The organism is Shewanella mangrovi, from assembly GCF_000753795.1.
Taxonomy (GTDB): domain Bacteria; phylum Pseudomonadota; class Gammaproteobacteria; order Enterobacterales; family Shewanellaceae; genus Shewanella; species Shewanella mangrovi.
This window is the reverse complement of the sequence record NZ_JPEO01000001.1, coordinates 44,336-60,813: the sequence shown is the minus strand read 5'-3', so window position 1 is coordinate 60,813 and position 16,478 is coordinate 44,336. Positions and strand designations below refer to the sequence as shown.

The 16,478-nt window shown below is 49.7% G+C and carries 9 protein-coding genes; 4 read left to right on the top strand and 5 right to left on the bottom strand.

The genetic code is table 11. The annotated features are described in order from the left end of the window. Positions 1 to 343: 343 nt before the first annotated feature. Positions 344 to 1,423 (top strand): porin, encoded by a 1,080-nt coding sequence (locus HR45_RS00285; RefSeq protein WP_037438572.1) that lies wholly within the window; start codon positions 344 to 346, stop codon positions 1,421 to 1,423. Between the two features lie 56 nt (positions 1,424 to 1,479). On the opposite strand, the gene HR45_RS00280 is transcribed toward HR45_RS00285, so the two are convergent. After that, on the bottom strand, positions 1,480 to 2,133 hold the full coding sequence (locus tag HR45_RS00280; RefSeq protein ID WP_037438571.1) for a thiopurine S-methyltransferase: 654 nt from the start codon (positions 2,131 to 2,133) through the stop codon (positions 1,480 to 1,482). A gap of 66 nt (positions 2,134 to 2,199) precedes the next feature. Next, the gene (locus tag HR45_RS00275) at positions 2,200 to 2,478 is read right to left on the bottom strand and encodes a hypothetical protein (RefSeq protein ID WP_347360072.1); all 279 of its coding nucleotides are present in this window, start codon (positions 2,476 to 2,478) and stop codon (positions 2,200 to 2,202) included. 281 nt (positions 2,479 to 2,759) lie between these two features. On the opposite strand from HR45_RS00275, the gene HR45_RS00270 reads away from it, so the two are divergent. Next, positions 2,760 to 4,574, top strand: coding sequence for a protein kinase domain-containing protein (locus HR45_RS00270; protein ID WP_037438568.1), 1,815 nt, complete (start codon positions 2,760 to 2,762; stop codon positions 4,572 to 4,574). A gap of 38 nt (positions 4,575 to 4,612) precedes the next feature. Here the strand turns inward: HR45_RS00270 and HR45_RS00265 are convergent, their stop codons facing one another. From HR45_RS00265 to HR45_RS00255, 3 genes are all read right to left on the bottom strand, one after another. Beyond that, positions 4,613 to 7,018, bottom strand: a complete 2,406-nt coding sequence (locus HR45_RS00265; protein ID WP_037438566.1) for a zinc-dependent metalloprotease — start codon at positions 7,016 to 7,018, stop codon at positions 4,613 to 4,615. Positions 7,019 to 7,080: 62 nt separating this feature from the next. Next, a complete protein-coding gene (locus HR45_RS00260; RefSeq protein ID WP_037438564.1) occupies positions 7,081 to 10,773 on the bottom strand; it encodes a response regulator in 3,693 nt (1,230 codons plus the stop codon). A 114-nt stretch (positions 10,774 to 10,887) separates the two neighbouring features. Continuing rightward, complete coding sequence (locus HR45_RS00255) at positions 10,888 to 12,282, bottom strand: PhoH family protein (RefSeq protein WP_037438562.1); 1,395 nt, start codon at positions 12,280 to 12,282, stop codon at positions 10,888 to 10,890. 275 nt (positions 12,283 to 12,557) lie between these two features. Between HR45_RS00255 and rapA the strand changes: the two genes are divergently transcribed. Both rapA and HR45_RS00245 read left to right on the top strand, forming a co-directional pair. Beyond that, positions 12,558 to 15,464, top strand: coding sequence for an RNA polymerase-associated protein RapA (gene rapA, locus HR45_RS00250; RefSeq protein WP_037438560.1), 2,907 nt, complete (start codon positions 12,558 to 12,560; stop codon positions 15,462 to 15,464). A 148-nt stretch (positions 15,465 to 15,612) separates the two neighbouring features. Continuing rightward, on the top strand, positions 15,613 to 16,437 hold the full coding sequence (locus HR45_RS00245) for a DUF3530 family protein (RefSeq protein ID WP_037438559.1): 825 nt from the start codon (positions 15,613 to 15,615) through the stop codon (positions 16,435 to 16,437). Positions 16,438 to 16,478: the final 41 nt, after the last annotated feature.

Below are 16,478 nucleotides of genomic sequence, written 5' to 3'. Positions count from 1 at the left end.
TATCTCTTATTTAGTCGATAATGGGCGGTAATTATATATTTACCGTCTAGCATGCTGAAAATATTGTAATTTCTTACATTTTGGAGGTGAGGTAGACGCATGAACTAAGGACTGCCGAACAAAATTCGAGCAAATTCAGAAGTTTTTGTCAGTTTTTCGTATGAGACAATGCTAAACAGGGCTAAAACTTTGAGGTTCATCACAATCTTAAAAAATAAAAACTGTAAGAATTCGCGCAGCTTTGTCTTGATAAGGACGCATCAGGGCTAGCTCCAGGAATAATTAGAGCAAAAAAACACACTAAAGTAGATGGATTAGAACTCAGGTTCTAGGGAGCACACACATGAAAAAAAGTCTTATTTCTGCCTCAATCGCGACAGTGCTGACGGCAGCTTCTTTTGGCGCTTTAGCGGATGGTCCTAACTTCTATGGTCGTTTCGACCTGATGTTGACCAGTTCAGAAAACGGCTCAACTCTTCAAGGTGACACCAACGGTGTTACTTTAGGTGAAAGCGGTACTTACCTGGAAAACAACTTCTCTTGGTTAGGTGTTAAAGGCACTGAAAAACTTAACGACAGTGTAGACATCGTATACCAAGCAGAATGGGGTTTTGAAAACACTTCTGGTAGCGACCGTTCAGTATTCAATGCTCGTAACACTTTCTTCGGCTTCAAGACTGCTGCAGGTACTGCAGTATTTGGTCGTCGTGACACAGTGTTCAAAAACTCTGAAGGTGGCATCGACCTGTTCGGTAACACCAACGCGGATATGGACCGTATTCTGCAAGCGCAATCTCGCGTTCCAGATGGCGTCTTCTACTACTCTCCAAAAATCGCCAATCTGTTTACCATCAACGCTAACTACCAGTTCGATGATAACAACAGCACTACCAGCGCTGGCGATCACAGCAGCCAATACGCAGTTAGCGCTGTATTTGGTGACAAAACCTTCAAGAAAGACATGTACTATGCAGCAGTTGCGTATAACAAAGGCATCAACGCCATTGATGCGTACCGCGTAGTTGCACAAGTAAAACTGGACCAATTCAAAGTTGGTGCTTTAGTACAACAGTCTGAAAACCTGTACGATAGCGATATCGATGGCGGCACTTACTTAGTGAACGTGGCTTACAACCTGAACGGTGTAAACCTGAAAGCTGAATACATCTATGACGATGGTGGTTTCGGTAGCTACTTCTCTAAAATGTCTGGTGTTAACATGAAAGCTAACAACGCAACCACTCAAAGTGTTAGCGATGTAAGCGTATCTGCAATGATCGTAGGTGCTGACTACCGTGTTGCTAAGAGCACACTGGTATATGGTCACTATGCTCACTACGAAGGTGACTACAAAATGTCTGGCGCTAAAGTTGATTTAGAAGACGACAACGTCATTTCTGTAGGTGTTCGTTACGATTTCTAATCGGTAATGATGACATCTAAAAAGGCGACCTGAGGGTCGCCTTTTTGTTGCCTGATTCACTTGCGCGTAATGCGATACACATTTTCCTGTAACCAAGGCACACCGTTTTTAACGAACTTCTGATTCTCTTGCAAAACATCATAAGAGGCCAATTGTTCAATCGTAAAATGCTCCCCCATATGCGCTGTAAGCCAAGCTTGCGATACCGAAAACGCCGGGCCAGCCAACAATGCTTGTGGGTATTCCAGCAAAATCACCAAACCACAACAACCGCTTGGTAAAATATCCGCTAGCTGACGCGCATAGCGCTGCCGCATCTCTTCCGGTAACGCCACCATAGAGGCGCGATCGTAAAACGCGACACAGTCCCGCACGTCATCCGCAGACAGTGCAAAAAAATCACCCAGCAACAACTGATAGTTGTCTTGCTGATAACGCGACACCAATTCGCCAGCGACAATAGTCGGCGTCAGCCCATTCTCAGCAAAGAACTGCCTTACCGCGATTTCGCTAAATTCTGACCCCACCACTTGATGACCAAGCTCAGCCAGATAACACATATCAACTGACTTGCCACACAAAGGCACAAACACACTTCCAGCGCTGAGATTGAGCTCAGGCCAATGTTGTTTGAGGAAGTGATTCACTTGTTGCTGATGAAAGCCGAGCTGTTGGTTTTCCCAACGCTCGTGCCAAAATTGAGGTTCCATACCGCTCCCGAACGTGGCGTTAATGGCGTAACTCTACCCATTCCACGATCGGGATGCAAAACAGGATTATTTGAATTTAGCGAGTGCTTTTTCTACGCGACGCAGCCATAAACAGTTGTCGCATTCGCATTTACGACGAGATAGATGATGTGGCGTTAAGCTGGCGTCAACAAATTCCACCGCCATCAGCAGCTGCTGGCGCAGTTCTTCCACTGTCTTGTGTTCCAAGGCCACGAGATTATCATTGCGGTTCATCCACTGACATTCCATACCTTGGTGACAAAAGGTACAACGCTCATCGACTGCGTTGTAAAAACCGGAATGAGGGCAATGGCGCAGTTCCATGGATTTGATAATCCTGGGTCTGGCATATTCAAACAATGTAATGAGCTCTTGCTTGTCAGGCTCAGGCATCGGTAACCTCTGATGCTGGTTATCAATTAGTTGCGGTCAGATTACTCATTACTGATTCAGCAATTGTTGATACATGTCAAAGTGCGCAACAAAAAGATTCGTTAGGTACGGCAAATTCGAGTCAGATCTCACCTTTATCCGCTTGCCGCTGCGCGATACAGCTGCTTAAATGAGCCGATACATTATCTATTCGCTATACCTTAGGTGGCCTTTTGCCCGCTCCTGAATTACAGCACTTTTATATTTCTGAAGAGCAATCTATCTACCTGCTGAAAGCCGATGACGCGCGCAAGCATCGTGATTGGATAGCACTCTGCCAACAGCAATTATTGAAGCTTGGTTATCAAGCGCCGCACCTGATTGGTAAAGGAGCCTACGGTTTTGTGTTTGCTGGACACAATAGTGACCATGTTGAGCACGTGTTTAAGTTTTCTCGCGTTACGCTGCCGCAAAACATACAAGACCGACTCGAAGAAGAAGCATTTATTCTTGGCCAGTTAAACCACCCCAATGTGCCGGCGCTGGTGAAGTTTGACCGGGTTGGCAATCAAGGTATTTTGGTGATGGAGCGGGCGCGCGGGGAAGACTTGGATGTACGCTGCCGACGGCTCGGTGCATTGCCAGTCCATGAAATAATGAGTATCGCCCGCCAGTTAGCAGACTTATTGATTTACCTGCGCGTTGGGCGTCCGCTCGTCCATGGCGATATCAAACCATCTAACCTGATTTATGACCAAGACAGCGATAAATTATCGTTAATTGATTGGGGCTCGGCGGTGTTTGCCCAGCGCGATGCTGATGGTCAGCCCGCTAATGATAATGTGCTCGATACACTATCAACCGACCAGCAACATACCAATGCGCGCATGGGGGATGTGTATTTTATCGGTGAAGAGCAGCTCTCCGGTGAGCTATCCAGCCCAAGATTTGATGAACAAGGTGTCGCAGCCACGCTTTACGCGCTGGCATCTGGGCAAATCAGCCGCTTTGGTTCGCAGGTAATCCCGGCAACCAGTTTGGGCTTACCACAAGAACTGGCACGTACCTTAGATGCCATGTTATCCAGCAACCCAACCTTGCGCATGCAGGGCAGTGATTACTTCCTTAGCAGTATGAAGTATTCACAGCACCTGTTACTGCCAAATATTACCGCGCCGTTGGCCAATGCCGATATTCCGGTGTGGATCCAACCTGAACCCCGCGACGTCGAAACGGTGAGCTATAGTTCACGTAAATCCTTTCTCAAAAGCCATCAGGGTTCGGAGCAATACGCCGCAATCAACCAGCACGATATTCAATTGGAGAAATACTATCGCAACTTTCTGGTGGGAATGGGCGACACCGAAAAAGGCTTTATTGCCTCAGTGAGTCGTTTGGGGCAATACCCGATCGTCGGCGGTCTGGCGATCCATTGGCGGGAAGATGGAGTGTATATTGACTCCAATCTCGCCCTCTATGATGAAGCGTTAAAACCGGCATTACTGCAGGCGGTGAATAACATGGTGGCGCTGGCGCGCGGCATTGGCAAAATCGGCGTATTCAAAGCTTGCTTCTTCAATGCCAAAGATACTCAGCATTTTGAACGTGATTCTGAAAACAGTACCTTTGTCAGTCAACCTGAGCAGCGGTTGCCGTTTGAAATCGGCGATGTGCCCAACAGCGAATCACAATCGCGTTGGCATTCCTATTTTGAAGATGGTAAAGACCCGGATGAAAACCTCGAACTGCCGGTAGAGATTATGAATGAGCTCAGTCGTCTCAACCATATTCATCACACGGGTTGCATCATCTTTGAAGCCTTGCCAACCCATCTGAAAATCCATAATTATTTGAAGCTGCTCGATCCTCATCGTCAGCAGGTATTCCAAGGCTGTCTTGAGCGGATTTTGCAGCATGTGGATAAAATTCATGGCCAAGGCGTCTCAGGCTTTATGAAGCTGCCATACAAAAATACGCGGCAGTTTTCCCATCTAGAACGCAAGCAGGATCATTTCTATCCGCGTAACCCTAAAGCAAAAAAACGCTGACCAAGAGTCAGCGTTTCTTCAAAGCCAACTGCATACGCTTAAATAGGCGATCCTGGCGGCATCGCGACCGGGGAACTGATCATCCGCAGCGCTTTACCATCCAGTGATTGATCAATCACTTGTAGCATCCGTTCGTAATGAGCCGCTTCCTGTTCGCTAACACGCTTAGCTTTACGCTTGAACTGTTTGCTCCAGTAGGCAAGCTTCATTGTCAGCTGCGCCTTCACTTCAGCATTGGTGTGCTCGTCTGCCAACGCATCCAAAGTGCTGTCAACCACCACTGCATTTATCCGCATCGCGGCAGCACGTTTGGCCCCAGAAGGTAAATCCTTTAACACTGTGTTAGCCGCCAGACGATCGAGCAAACTGGTCACGGACAACTGTTCTTGATCGCGGGCTGCGCCCTGAGCGACTCGGTTCAGCCGCGCCGGTTGCAACAAGTAACGCAGAGTATGCCGGCTCAAGGCTTCTAACATCGCTTGCGGATCATTCGTCACCCCGAGCGCAGAGCTAAAGCTTTCACGCGTACGTTGATAATCACCCGCTTTCGGCACCAGATGTGCCAGCACGGAAGTCGGCAGATATAACGCGTCCACATCCAAGGTTGCCAACACTGCTGCTAACGCCGCTTTTTGTTGTTCCGGGGCCATAAAATGCCAGCTACCATGCTGCAAATCGGCCAGATAGCTGTAATCAGTCCCGCCAATAAACTTGGTTGCCGCTTCAATCTGATAGCGGCTCAAAAGATACAAAGGGACTAACGCATCCGCCAACTCTCCTAACGGCTGTCCCGACAATAATGCATTGGCCGAGAACTGCTGTAATGCTTTGGCGCGGACTTGCTGCAGGCGCTTCAATTCGGCGACCGGATCATCGCCGCGATCCCACAAACTGGCATAAGCTTGGCCAGCATTCATTGCCCGCGAATCGGCCTCGGCAATGTAGCGCAGTCCTTGTTGATGAGTTTGTTCAAGCAGGCCAGTCAGCGCGGTTTGCGTTTGCTGTTCATCGCCAAAATCACCGTAGCCGTATTGGATGGCAAACTCATCCCACGCACCGACACCATCTTTATAAGGTTGGCTAATATCAATCTGCCCCTCATTCAAGGCGATGTAAGGATGCGGATAATCCATTACTGACGCATTATCATTGGTGGACGCGGCAAAGTTATGCGACAGCCCCAGCGTATGGCCAATCTCATGCGCGGCTAACTGACGAATACGCGCCAAGGCCAACGCCATTGAGGCATCCGCGGCGGCTTTTCTATCCGGCCAGCCAGACGTCACCGCACGGGCAATCAGATGATCTTGTCTTACCCGCAGACTACCAAGCGTCACCTGTCCTTTAATAATTTCACCAGTTCGGGGATCGGTTACCACTGCACCATAAGACCAGCCTCGGGTCGCTCTGTGCACCCATTGCACGACGTTGTAGCGAATATCCTGAGGATCGGCGTCTTCCGGCAGCATTTCCATTTTAAAGCCACCGATAAAACCTGCATCATCAAAGGCTTTTGACCACCAGCGACCACCTGCTAGCAGCGCGCCACGGATCGGTTCTGGCACGCCTGGATCAAGATAGTACACAATTGGCTTCACCACTTCGCTCGGCGCTGGCCCCGGATTTACCTTTTGCAGACGATGGCGCAGCAATACGCGCTTGATGATGTCTTGGTCGACGGCAGTCGCGTAATCCATATATTCATCGGAGAGATAACCACTATTGGGATGATAGGCACGCACCTGATATCCGGCCTCTGGCAGCGCAATGAAAGAGTAACGCGCGGTCACTGTCATCCAATGCCCATCGGGCGTGACTTGTGCCACCTGGGTCCCCGGTTTATCAGCGGCGAAAGTCAATTGCACATCGACATCGCTATTGCGCTGAAACGCTTTTACCGATGTCGGCACCACCAAGGAGCGACTAGGATCAAGATGATAGCTGCCCTGCCCAGTTGCTTTTAGCTGCGCAGCAATGCCGTGTAAATCCATCATCATCAAATCGTTAGCGGGGGCCAACAGTGCTTTTCCGGGTACGACTTTGGCCTTCCATAAAATTGAATCCGCAAAGGCTTCATGCACAGCACGCTGCTCAAATGGATTATCGCTGTCGGCGCGGTAAAAAGTGTTGAGCTGCTTTAACAGCAGATAGGGACCTTGGCGCTCAAACTGCACCATGCGGGTGTTACCGAGCTGGCCGCGATCTAGGCCAATGTCGTTAGAACCCGCACCGTGAGGTAAGCTAGACAGCAACAACATCGGCTGATTGAGCGCATTTGGCTGTAGATAAAGTTCACCACTTTGCTTGTCGTAAAAGTAGTTGATAAAGCCTGTTGCCGCTTGGCTGTCATCTATGATGTCAGACGAGGTTAACGTCTTGGCGAGTACGCCGTGGCACCAAAACAGTGCCACGATGCTGAGCAATAACCCCTGAAGTGATTTCATCCCATATCCCTGTTGCTGTTATTATTCAATGCAACTCAAGTTAAGGGATTGATCTATTTAACTCAAGCCTTGTGTACCCACTCATTGAGGGTATCAAACAGCTCATTGAGCATGATCGGCTTGGTAATATGGGCATTCATCCCCGCCGCCAAGCTCTTGTCACGGTCGCCAGACATGGCGTGGGCCGTCATCGCAATAATAGGTAACTCCTCGGCAGAATAGCTTTTTCGCAGCTCTTTGGTAGCCGTCAGACCATCCATCACTGGCATCTGAATATCCATCAACACCGCGTCATAGTGCTTAGCCTCAACCATCTCCAAGGCGACTTGGCCGTTTTCGGCAACATCGACATTAAAACCAGCACTGCGCAACAACTCCATCGCCACCTGTTGGTTAATCAGATTGTCTTCCACCAGCAGAATTTCGCCGCGGTTGCCACTGGTAGCAACCGGTGTCACTTCGGCGACCGTTTCGGTATCTTCAACGTCAGTGAAGGCATTGATGACTTCATTAAACAGCGCCGATGCTTTAAACGGCTTTTGCAGCAGTGCATAAACCCGTGATGAATCGAGTTCCTGCGCCATTGGCTCGGCTGAATAGGCCGTCATCATGATCACGACCGGGCGATAGCCCAACTTACCATTGGCAATCAGTTCATCCATTGCCACCAAGACATCACAACCATCCATCTCCGGCATTTTCCAATCCAGCAGCAATAGCTCAAACGGATGTTGTTGTAACTTTTGAAGCGCTTCCTGACCACTGGTGGCCGTTTCAACATCAAAGTGGAAGTCGCACAGCTGCGAGGCATAAATCTGCAGTGCTGAAGGGTTATCGTCGACCACTAATGTACGCAGATTATTAAATTTATCCGGCATAACCAGCGGTTCAACTTTGCCTTCTTCATCAATATCAAAGCTGATAGTAAAGTTGAAAGTACTGCCTTCACCGGGCTCACTATGCACTTGCAGATCTCCGCCCATCATCGACACCAGATGCTTACTGATCGACAGGCCTAATCCGGTGCCACCGTACTGTCTAGTGGTGGAACCATCAGCTTGAGCAAAGGCATCAAACAGCTGTTGCTGTTTCTGTTTCTCAATGCCGATGCCAGTATCTCGGACCCAGAATTTTAGCGTGATACGATGGTCGCGCTCGCCGACATCTTCACAGCCCAGTTCAATTTCACCGCTGCTGGTAAATTTCACTGCATTAGAGAGTAAATTCACCAACACCTGACCTAAACGCAACGGGTCGCCGCTCAGCACTAAGCCCGCAGTCACTGGCGCATAGAGCAACAGCTCAATGCCTTTCTCTTGCGCTTTCAGTGCATTCAAATCCAGCGCATGTTCCAGCACTCTGTCGAGCTGGAACGGCACGCGCTCCAGTTCCATCTTACCGGCTTCAATCTTGGAGAAGTCGAGAATATCGTTAATGATGCGCAGTAATGATTGCGCCGAGAAGTCGGCTTTCTCCAAATAATCCTGTTGTTGTGTCGTCAGCGGCGTGCGCTGCGCCAGTTGCAACATGCCGATAATGGCATTCATTGGCGTACGAATTTCGTGACTCATATTGGCCAAGAATTCACTCTTATAGATGTTGGCTAATTCAGCATCACGCTTGGCTTCGAGCAGCGCCACTTCGTTACTCTTCTGCCGCGTAATATCCTTGTGCGTTCCCAACATCCGCTTAGGTCGATTATCTTCGGTAAATTCCACCATCCGCCCACGCGACAACAGCCAATGATATTGACCATTTTTGCCGAGCATACGGAATTCAATTTCAAAGGCACCGTCCGGTTGTGCCAAATAGGCAGCGCGATATTCGTCGACCCGTTCTTGATCATCCGGGTGTACCAATTGCGCCATCTTGCTCAACAACAGCGGGAATTCATTGGGCTGATAGCCCAACATGGTGTAGAACGAGGCGTTACAGATGATCTGTTCAGAATCCAAGTACCAGTCCCACAAACCATCTTCTACGGCATCCATCGCGAGGTGGTAACGCTCTTCGGATAACCGCAGTTGTTCTGCGGACTCATACTCGCGCGTGACATCACGCCACACCACAATCAAGCCTTGCAACTCACCGCGACGGTTATAGAAAGGTAGTTTGAGGGTATCCAGCAACACCGGCTTACCTACCAACTCAACCTTTTCCTGATAACGCATCGGCACCTTGTCGTGCAGAATGCGTTGATCTTCCTCTTTAATCCGCGCTGCGGCTTCTGGCGGCATCAGATCGTCATCTTTAAGGCCGATCATCTCGCTTTCGCTATAACCGATAACCCGTTCAGCGGAGCGGTTACAACCGAGGTAATTTCCGTCTTTATCTTTAAAGACAATCGCCTCGGGAATGGAATCCAGTAACGACCGCAGTAACGCGAACTCCTGTTCACGACGTTCCGTGGTTTCACGCAAACGTTCGGTACGGCGCGCCACCAGCTTATCCAGACGCTTATTCTGCTCTGCCAAATGCTTAGTGTATTGCTCGTTTTCTTCAAAGATACGGCTGACCAACTTAAACCAAGGCAGCCAGTCTTTGTTGATGCGCAGCGGTGGTTTACGTGGCGCACGAGAACACTCTTCCAGATGTGATAACAAGCGTGATGCTGGGCTAACAAAGGAACGACGTGTCTGCCAGTGCACAATGGTTACCAGAATCGACAATGCCAGTACCACCAGAAAGAAGGTCGCTTTAAGCTTCTCTAGTGAATCAGAGAACATGTCATCCACGTTTTGCAGATACAACAAACGCCATGGTGCGTTATGCAGCGCTACCGAGTGAATGTAGTATCCGTTACGGATCATGCCTTCATGTGCATCAAACAGCTCAGACTCGGGCAATGAATGTAGCTCGGGCGGCAAACGTTGACTGATGTGATAGACGCGGTTAATGCTGGAGGTGTCAAAGTCGCTGTGCGACAGAATGTTGTTACCTTGGTCGAGCAAAATCACCGTTCCCGGCATTTTGAAGTAAAGGCGGATCTGTTTCGCCAATGACGCCAAGGTCATATCCAAGTTGATGGAACCGATAAAATCATTATCGAGATAGATCGGCACTCCCAAGGTCGTCAGCAGGCCATTTCCGGCGCTATCAACGTAAGCCTCACTCCAAAACACGCTGCGCTGTGGGTTCATCTCTGGCGTCGACAGTTGAAACTGCTTGCGGGTTAACATGTCATCGCGAAAGCGCATCTCATCCGAAGGCCACGGAAAGTAAGACATCATGCGGCGTTTGGAGATGTAATAGATGGCAGATGCCTTGGGTGCGGCCTCTTTGGCAACCGGAAATGACAGCGACAGCTCAAACAACATTTCCAATTCTTGGTAGAATTTCTCGCTGCGGCCATCGAGAGAACCAATACCGGTAATTCGCCCCATATTGGTAAATGGCTGACCGCTGTTGGCATAGGTCGGTTCAAGGGTAAAGTACTGCCCTTGTTCATTAAATTTCTGATACTGCGGCAGTCTATCCTTACGTACATCTTCCGCGAGTCGCAGATGATCGACGGCAATATTACGCAAACTTTTCACCGCACGAATACTGGATTCCAGCAACAGGTCAATCTGCATCACATGGCGATCAACCTGCTCTTCACGCAATTGCATCTGTTCGGTTTTCTGCCGCTCAAAGTACAACCAAGCCGTCAATAACGCCAATACAATCACGCCGATATAGGTGTAAAACACCGCTCGGTTGTAGTTTTTTTGAATTGGCGACTTTAGCTGGAGATCTGGCTCAGTAGGCTTCATCCGCTACCCTTGGATACGACGGCTGGCAAAACAGCGAAAAAATAAGCCTTTATGATAGCAGTTTGCCTTGAAAAACAAAGGCCTCAACGAGGCCTTTGTCGTGGCTAAGATGCTTTACAGTTGTTCTTCGGCAAATTCTGCCAAGCGAGAACGCACCACACCGTTGAGATAGATGTTGGCGCTGCCTTCAAAGTGTTTAAACCGTTCAACAATATAGGTTAAGCCCGAGGTCACAGCGGTGAGGTAATTTGAATCAATTTGTGCCAAGTTGCCGCTGCAAATCAATTTGGTGCCCTCCCCCATACGGGTGATCATGGTTTTGATTTGCGATGCGGTTAAGTTTTGGCATTCATCCAGAATCACCACGGCATTTTGAATCGAACGACCACGCATAAAGTTAATGGATTTGAACTGAATATTGGCCTTATCCATGATGTAGTTCATTGAGCCGGTGGGGTTGACATCATGCTTGTGCAGCACTTCCAACGTATCGGTAATTGCCGCTAGCCAAGGTGCCATCTTCTCCTCTTCGGTCCCCGGCAGAAAACCGATAGATTCGGCAATTTCTGGCGTATTGCGCGTCACAATCACCTTGTCGTATTGGTTACGCTCCACCACCAATTCAAGCGCGGCCGCCATGGCTAACAAGGTCTTACCGCAACCAGCAGGCCCGGTCAGGATCACCATATCGATACTAGGGTCTAACAGCGCCTGCAATGCCATGCCTTGGTAGACGTTTTTTGGGCGTACACCCCAAGCTTCCATATTGAGTAAACGCTCGCGGCCTAAATCGAGCACGCTTAAGGTGGACTCACTGCGACCAATCACTCGGCCACAGAAATCAGACTCTTGATCCAATAGATATTGATTGGTGTAAAAAATGTCATCGCCGAGATCCTTTAAAGGCACCTCATGTACGGTATGACGTCCTTGGCGTTCAGTAGAAACCTTTTGCAGATGCTCCCAAAAATTGCCATCAAACTCGTGAAAACCTTTGGCTAAAAAGCGAATATCGTCAATCAACTGGTCGGTACGATAATCCTCCACCAGCAACATACCTGCGCCTTTGGCCTTTAAACGCATATTGATGTCTTTGGTGACCAGAATGACGGTTCGAGGGTGATATTGTTGCTGTAGATGAAGCGCAGTATTGATGATGCTGTTGTCGTTGTTGTCGCCAGGCAGAGCGCCTATGGTGAAGTCAATTTGGTGGTCAGGGAAGATAGAGAGTGTGCCAGAGGCATCGGTGTGGCCTTCGCGAAGTGGCAGGGGCACGCCATTAATAATCTCCTCGGGAGTCGTATCGCCGCCGAGTATGTCTTCTAGGGCTCGAATGGCAACCCGTGCGTCACGGCTGACATCGCGTTTACGGTCTTTTATCTGATCCAGTTCCTCCAGAACTGTCATCGGTACTACAACATCATGTTCTTTGAACGAGTATATTGCCAAGGGTTCGTGCAATAACACGTTGGTATCAAGTACAAACAATTTTCTGTCGTCTTGCTCCATAGCGCCTCCATTTTGTTGCACTTATGGTCATCTTGTTGTGGGTTACGCAGGGTACATCTGAACTCCGTAGTGAAGTGGATGGGAAGGGTCTCGCCGTCACGGCTTAAGTTCTATACTGGCACCTTTACCGCACGATGACAATTCATCAAGCTACAATTAATTAACAACAGGTCAGCATCCCAAAACCCCGCTTTTGCGCCGCGCGGTTCGGGATTGGTATTGTAAGCCGTTTGATATAACATACGCGCCCCCGCAACCCCGAGGAAGATAACGAAATGCCCTTTGCTTTAGGCCAACGCTGGATTAGCGATACTGAATCAGAGCTTGGATTGGGAACTGTAGTGCAACTTGAAGGCCGCGTGGTCTCACTGCTATTTCCCGCGACCGGTGAAAACCGTACTTTTGCCCGTAATGATGCACCGCTGACGCGCGTCATATACAACCCGGGCGATTCAGTTAAGAGCCACGAAGGCTGGTCACTAAAAATTGAACAAGTGACCGAAGATAATGGGTTAGTATTTTACTCGGGTATTCGCGACGACAATGGCGAGCAATGCGACTTACGCGAAACGCTACTCGACCACAATATTCGCTTTAACAAGCCGCAAGACCGTTTATTCGCGGGTCAAATCGACCGTTTAGACCGCTTCAGCGTGCGCTATCAGGCACAGCAATTGCGCTACCGTTTATCCACCTCAAACATGCTGGGACTTCAAGGTCCGCGCGTGGGCTTGATCCCACACCAATTATGGATCGCCAGCGAGGTAGGACGCCGCCATGCACCGCGGGTATTGCTCGCCGATGAAGTGGGCTTAGGCAAAACCATTGAAGCGGGTTTGATTATCCACCAGCAACTGATGACCGGCCGCGCTGAACGGGTACTCATTCTGGTGCCCGATACCCTGCGCCATCAATGGCTGGTCGAAATGCTGCGACGCTTTAACTTGCGTTTTGCAGTATTTGACGAAGACCGCTGTGTCGAAGCCTTCGCTGATCACGATAATCCGTTTTACACCGAGCAGTTAGTGATCTGCTCAATCGACTTGCTGCGTAATAAACGCCGTCTTGAGCAAGCGCTGGATGCGGATTGGGATCTGTTGGTGGTTGACGAAGCGCATCACTTAGAATGGTCTGCCGATAAACCAAGTCGCCCTTATCAAGTCGTCGATGCTTTGTCGCAAGTGATCCCCGGCGTATTGCTGCTAACGGCAACGCCAGATCAACTCGGTCATGAAAGCCATTTCGCGCGTTTGCGTCTGCTGGATCCAAACCGTTTTTACGACTATGACGCCTTTGTGCGTGAAGAGCAGGACTATCGCCAAGTCGCGATGGCCGCCGATGCTATTGCCAGTGGCGCGCGCATTCCCGATGACGTCATTGCCAGCCTGACCGAACTGCTGGCCGAGAACGATATCGTACCTGCCTTAAAGCTGATTCAGGCGGAAGACATCGATAGCGAGCTGCGCGAACAGGCACGCGATGAACTGCTGCAGCAATTGCTCGATCGCCACGGCACCGGTCGCGTACTCTTCCGTAACAGCCGTGCCTCTGTGAAAGGCTTTCCGCAACGTATTTTCCATGCCTATCCGCAAGAGATCCCGTCGCAATACCAAACGGCGTTGCGCGTCAGTGGCATGATGAACCGTAACCTGCCGATTGAGACCCGAGCACGTTTAGTGCTGAGTCCTGAAAAGATCTATCAGCAGTTTGATGAAAATGCCGATGCGTGGTGGAAGTTCGATCCACGCGTCGACTGGCTGATTGATTTCCTGAAAACCCATCGCAGCAAAAAAGTACTGATTATTGCTTCTCAGGCCAACACCGCTTTGGCACTGGAAGAAGCCTTACGTACTCGCGAAGGCATTCTCGCGACTGTATTCCATGAAAACATGTCGATTATCGAACGCGATAAAGCCGGTGCCTTCTTCGCACAAGAGGAAGGTGGCGCTCAGGCGCTAATCTGTTCCGAAATCGGTTCCGAAGGGCGTAACTTCCAGTTCGCCAGCCACTTAGTGCTGTTTGATCTGCCATTGAATCCCGATTTGTTGGAACAACGTATCGGTCGTCTCGATCGTATCGGCCAGCAAAACGATGTGGAAATTCACTTACCTTATCTCAATGGTTCGGCGCAAACCACGCTGCTGCGTTGGTATCACGAAGGTCTGAACGCCTTTGAGTTAACCTGCCCGGGCGGCCATGAACTTTACAAGGCGCACTCTGAGCAACTGATGCAGTTGTTAATCAACGAAGATGACGCCGAACTGACCACCTTGCTGAATCAAACCCACAGCCAATACAAAGCCTTGAAACAAGCGATGGAACAAGGCCGCGATAAGCTGCTGGAGCTCAATTCACATGGTGGCCGTAAAGCCGTAGCCTTGGCGGAAACCCTTGCCGAAATGGACGGCAATACTGATACCATCGGCAGCATTATTCGACTGTGGGATATTTTGGGGATCGACCAAGAAGATCGCGGCGAAAATGCCATGGTGCTGAAGCCGACTGAACATATGATGTTCCCTACCTATCCAGGTCTGCCAGAAGACGGCGTCACAGTGACGTTTGATCGTGATAAAGCGCTGTCACGCGACGATATCGCACTGATCACGCTCGAACATCCGTTGGTGCAAACCGGTATCGATCTGATCACTGGCTCTGAAACCGGTAGCACAGCGGTGGCGTTGTTGAAGAATAAGGCGCTCCCTGCAGGTACTATTTTCCTTGAGATGATCTATATGGCTGACGCCTCAGCGCCAAAATCATCACAATTGTTCCGCTACCTGCCGGCCACCCCGATCCGCGTCTTGCTGGATAAAGACGGCAATAACCTTGGTGCCAAGGTGAATTACGAACAGTGGAATCAACAGCTGAGTCCAGTAAATCGCCATATTGGTAGCAAGCTGGTCAATGCCTCACAAACCCTGTTACATCCGCTGTTAGAAAAAGGCAGCCAACATGCACAAACGGCACTGGAACAGATTGTGGCGCAGGCGCGCACTGAGATGGAAACCAGCCTCAACAGTGAGCTGAATCGCCTTGAAGCATTACAAGCGGTAAACCCTAACATTCGTGATGAAGAATTGGACTATCTGCGTCAGTTGCAAAGTGAATTGGCCAACTATCTGGATAACTGTCAGTTGCAGTTAGATGCTATTCGTCTGGTGTTAGTCAGCCACGTATAACCGATAGCGGTCACGACTCTGCCAACAAAGCCCGCAAAAAGCGGGCTTTGTTTTATTTAGCATCATGCCAAACAGGCCGATAGTTTCTATAATGGAACCGCTTGCAGCCAATTCTCGGCTGCTAAACGTGGCTAAAAAGGTGTGCTGAATGATGAGATGCTGGTTACTCTGCTGCGCGATGTTAGCGCTGCCCGCGATGGCACAAAGCAGCGCTGTAGGCGACCCACAACGTAACACCATTGAAGTTCAAGGCCAGCAAACCACAGTGTTAGTGCAACCTTGGGAAGGCAGAAAGCAACATGGTTCAGTATTGTTACTCCCCTCGTTAGGACAAACGGCGGATGCACCCGGGCTAATTACCTACCTCAGAACCGAGCTGCCATTATCGGGCTGGGCAACATTTAGTGTGTCAGCCCCGCAACGCCCAACAAAGCTCAATTTCACCACCAAAGCGGAAGATGTTAGCAAGGCTGGGGACGGTAAAATCGCCGACACGGGCGCCAAACCAACGCAGCATCGTAGTGCAGATGAATGGCAACAGCTGCGGCAACAACAGCAACGATATCTTGCTGAGCTTATTGAGCAAGTATCGCCCATGATGCAGCAATATCCCGGCGGTTGGGTGTTGATCAGCGAAAATCAAACCGCAGCACTGGTCATGGAAATGATCGCCAACCAACAGCTATCTATGCCTAATCTGTTGGTGGTCATCAATCCTTACTCCGCCGATAGTCAGCAAAACCGCCAGTTAGCCGATCAGTATGGTTTGTTTGCGATGCCAGTGCTGGATATTCAGTCGCCGGATGGTTCGCCACAGTCTCTTGCCACCGTGGCACAGCGGCAACTGAAAATCGCGGCATTGGTCGCAAAGCAGTCGCGTCAACAACAGCTGTCACTCAACTTGTCACAACCCACGGCTTATGCTGAATGTCTCAATATCATCAAAGGGATGTCGCTCACGACGGTACACTAAAAGGACTGTTACACTGCTCAATCAGGATAATTAAGCGGTCT

What these genes read in the sequence shown, in the direction of transcription:
- HR45_RS00255 (WP_037438562.1), bottom strand. Translation starts at nt 12,282, where the DNA reads ATGGAGCAAGACGACAGAAAATTGTTTGTACTTGATACCAACGTGTTA.
- HR45_RS00245 (WP_037438559.1), top strand. Translation starts at nt 15,613, where the DNA reads ATGATGAGATGCTGGTTACTCTGCTGCGCGATGTTAGCGCTGCCCGCG.
- rapA (WP_037438560.1), top strand. Translation starts at nt 12,558, where the DNA reads ATGCCCTTTGCTTTAGGCCAACGCTGGATTAGCGATACTGAATCAGAG.
- HR45_RS00260 (WP_037438564.1), bottom strand. Translation starts at nt 10,773, where the DNA reads ATGAAGCCTACTGAGCCAGATCTCCAGCTAAAGTCGCCAATTCAAAAA.
- HR45_RS00275 (WP_347360072.1), bottom strand. Translation starts at nt 2,478, where the DNA reads ATGGAACTGCGCCATTGCCCTCATTCCGGTTTTTACAACGCAGTCGAT.
- HR45_RS00285 (WP_037438572.1), top strand. Translation starts at nt 344, where the DNA reads ATGAAAAAAAGTCTTATTTCTGCCTCAATCGCGACAGTGCTGACGGCA.
- HR45_RS00280 (WP_037438571.1), bottom strand. Translation starts at nt 2,133, where the DNA reads ATGGAACCTCAATTTTGGCACGAGCGTTGGGAAAACCAACAGCTCGGC.
- HR45_RS00265 (WP_037438566.1), bottom strand. Translation starts at nt 7,018, where the DNA reads ATGAAATCACTTCAGGGGTTATTGCTCAGCATCGTGGCACTGTTTTGG.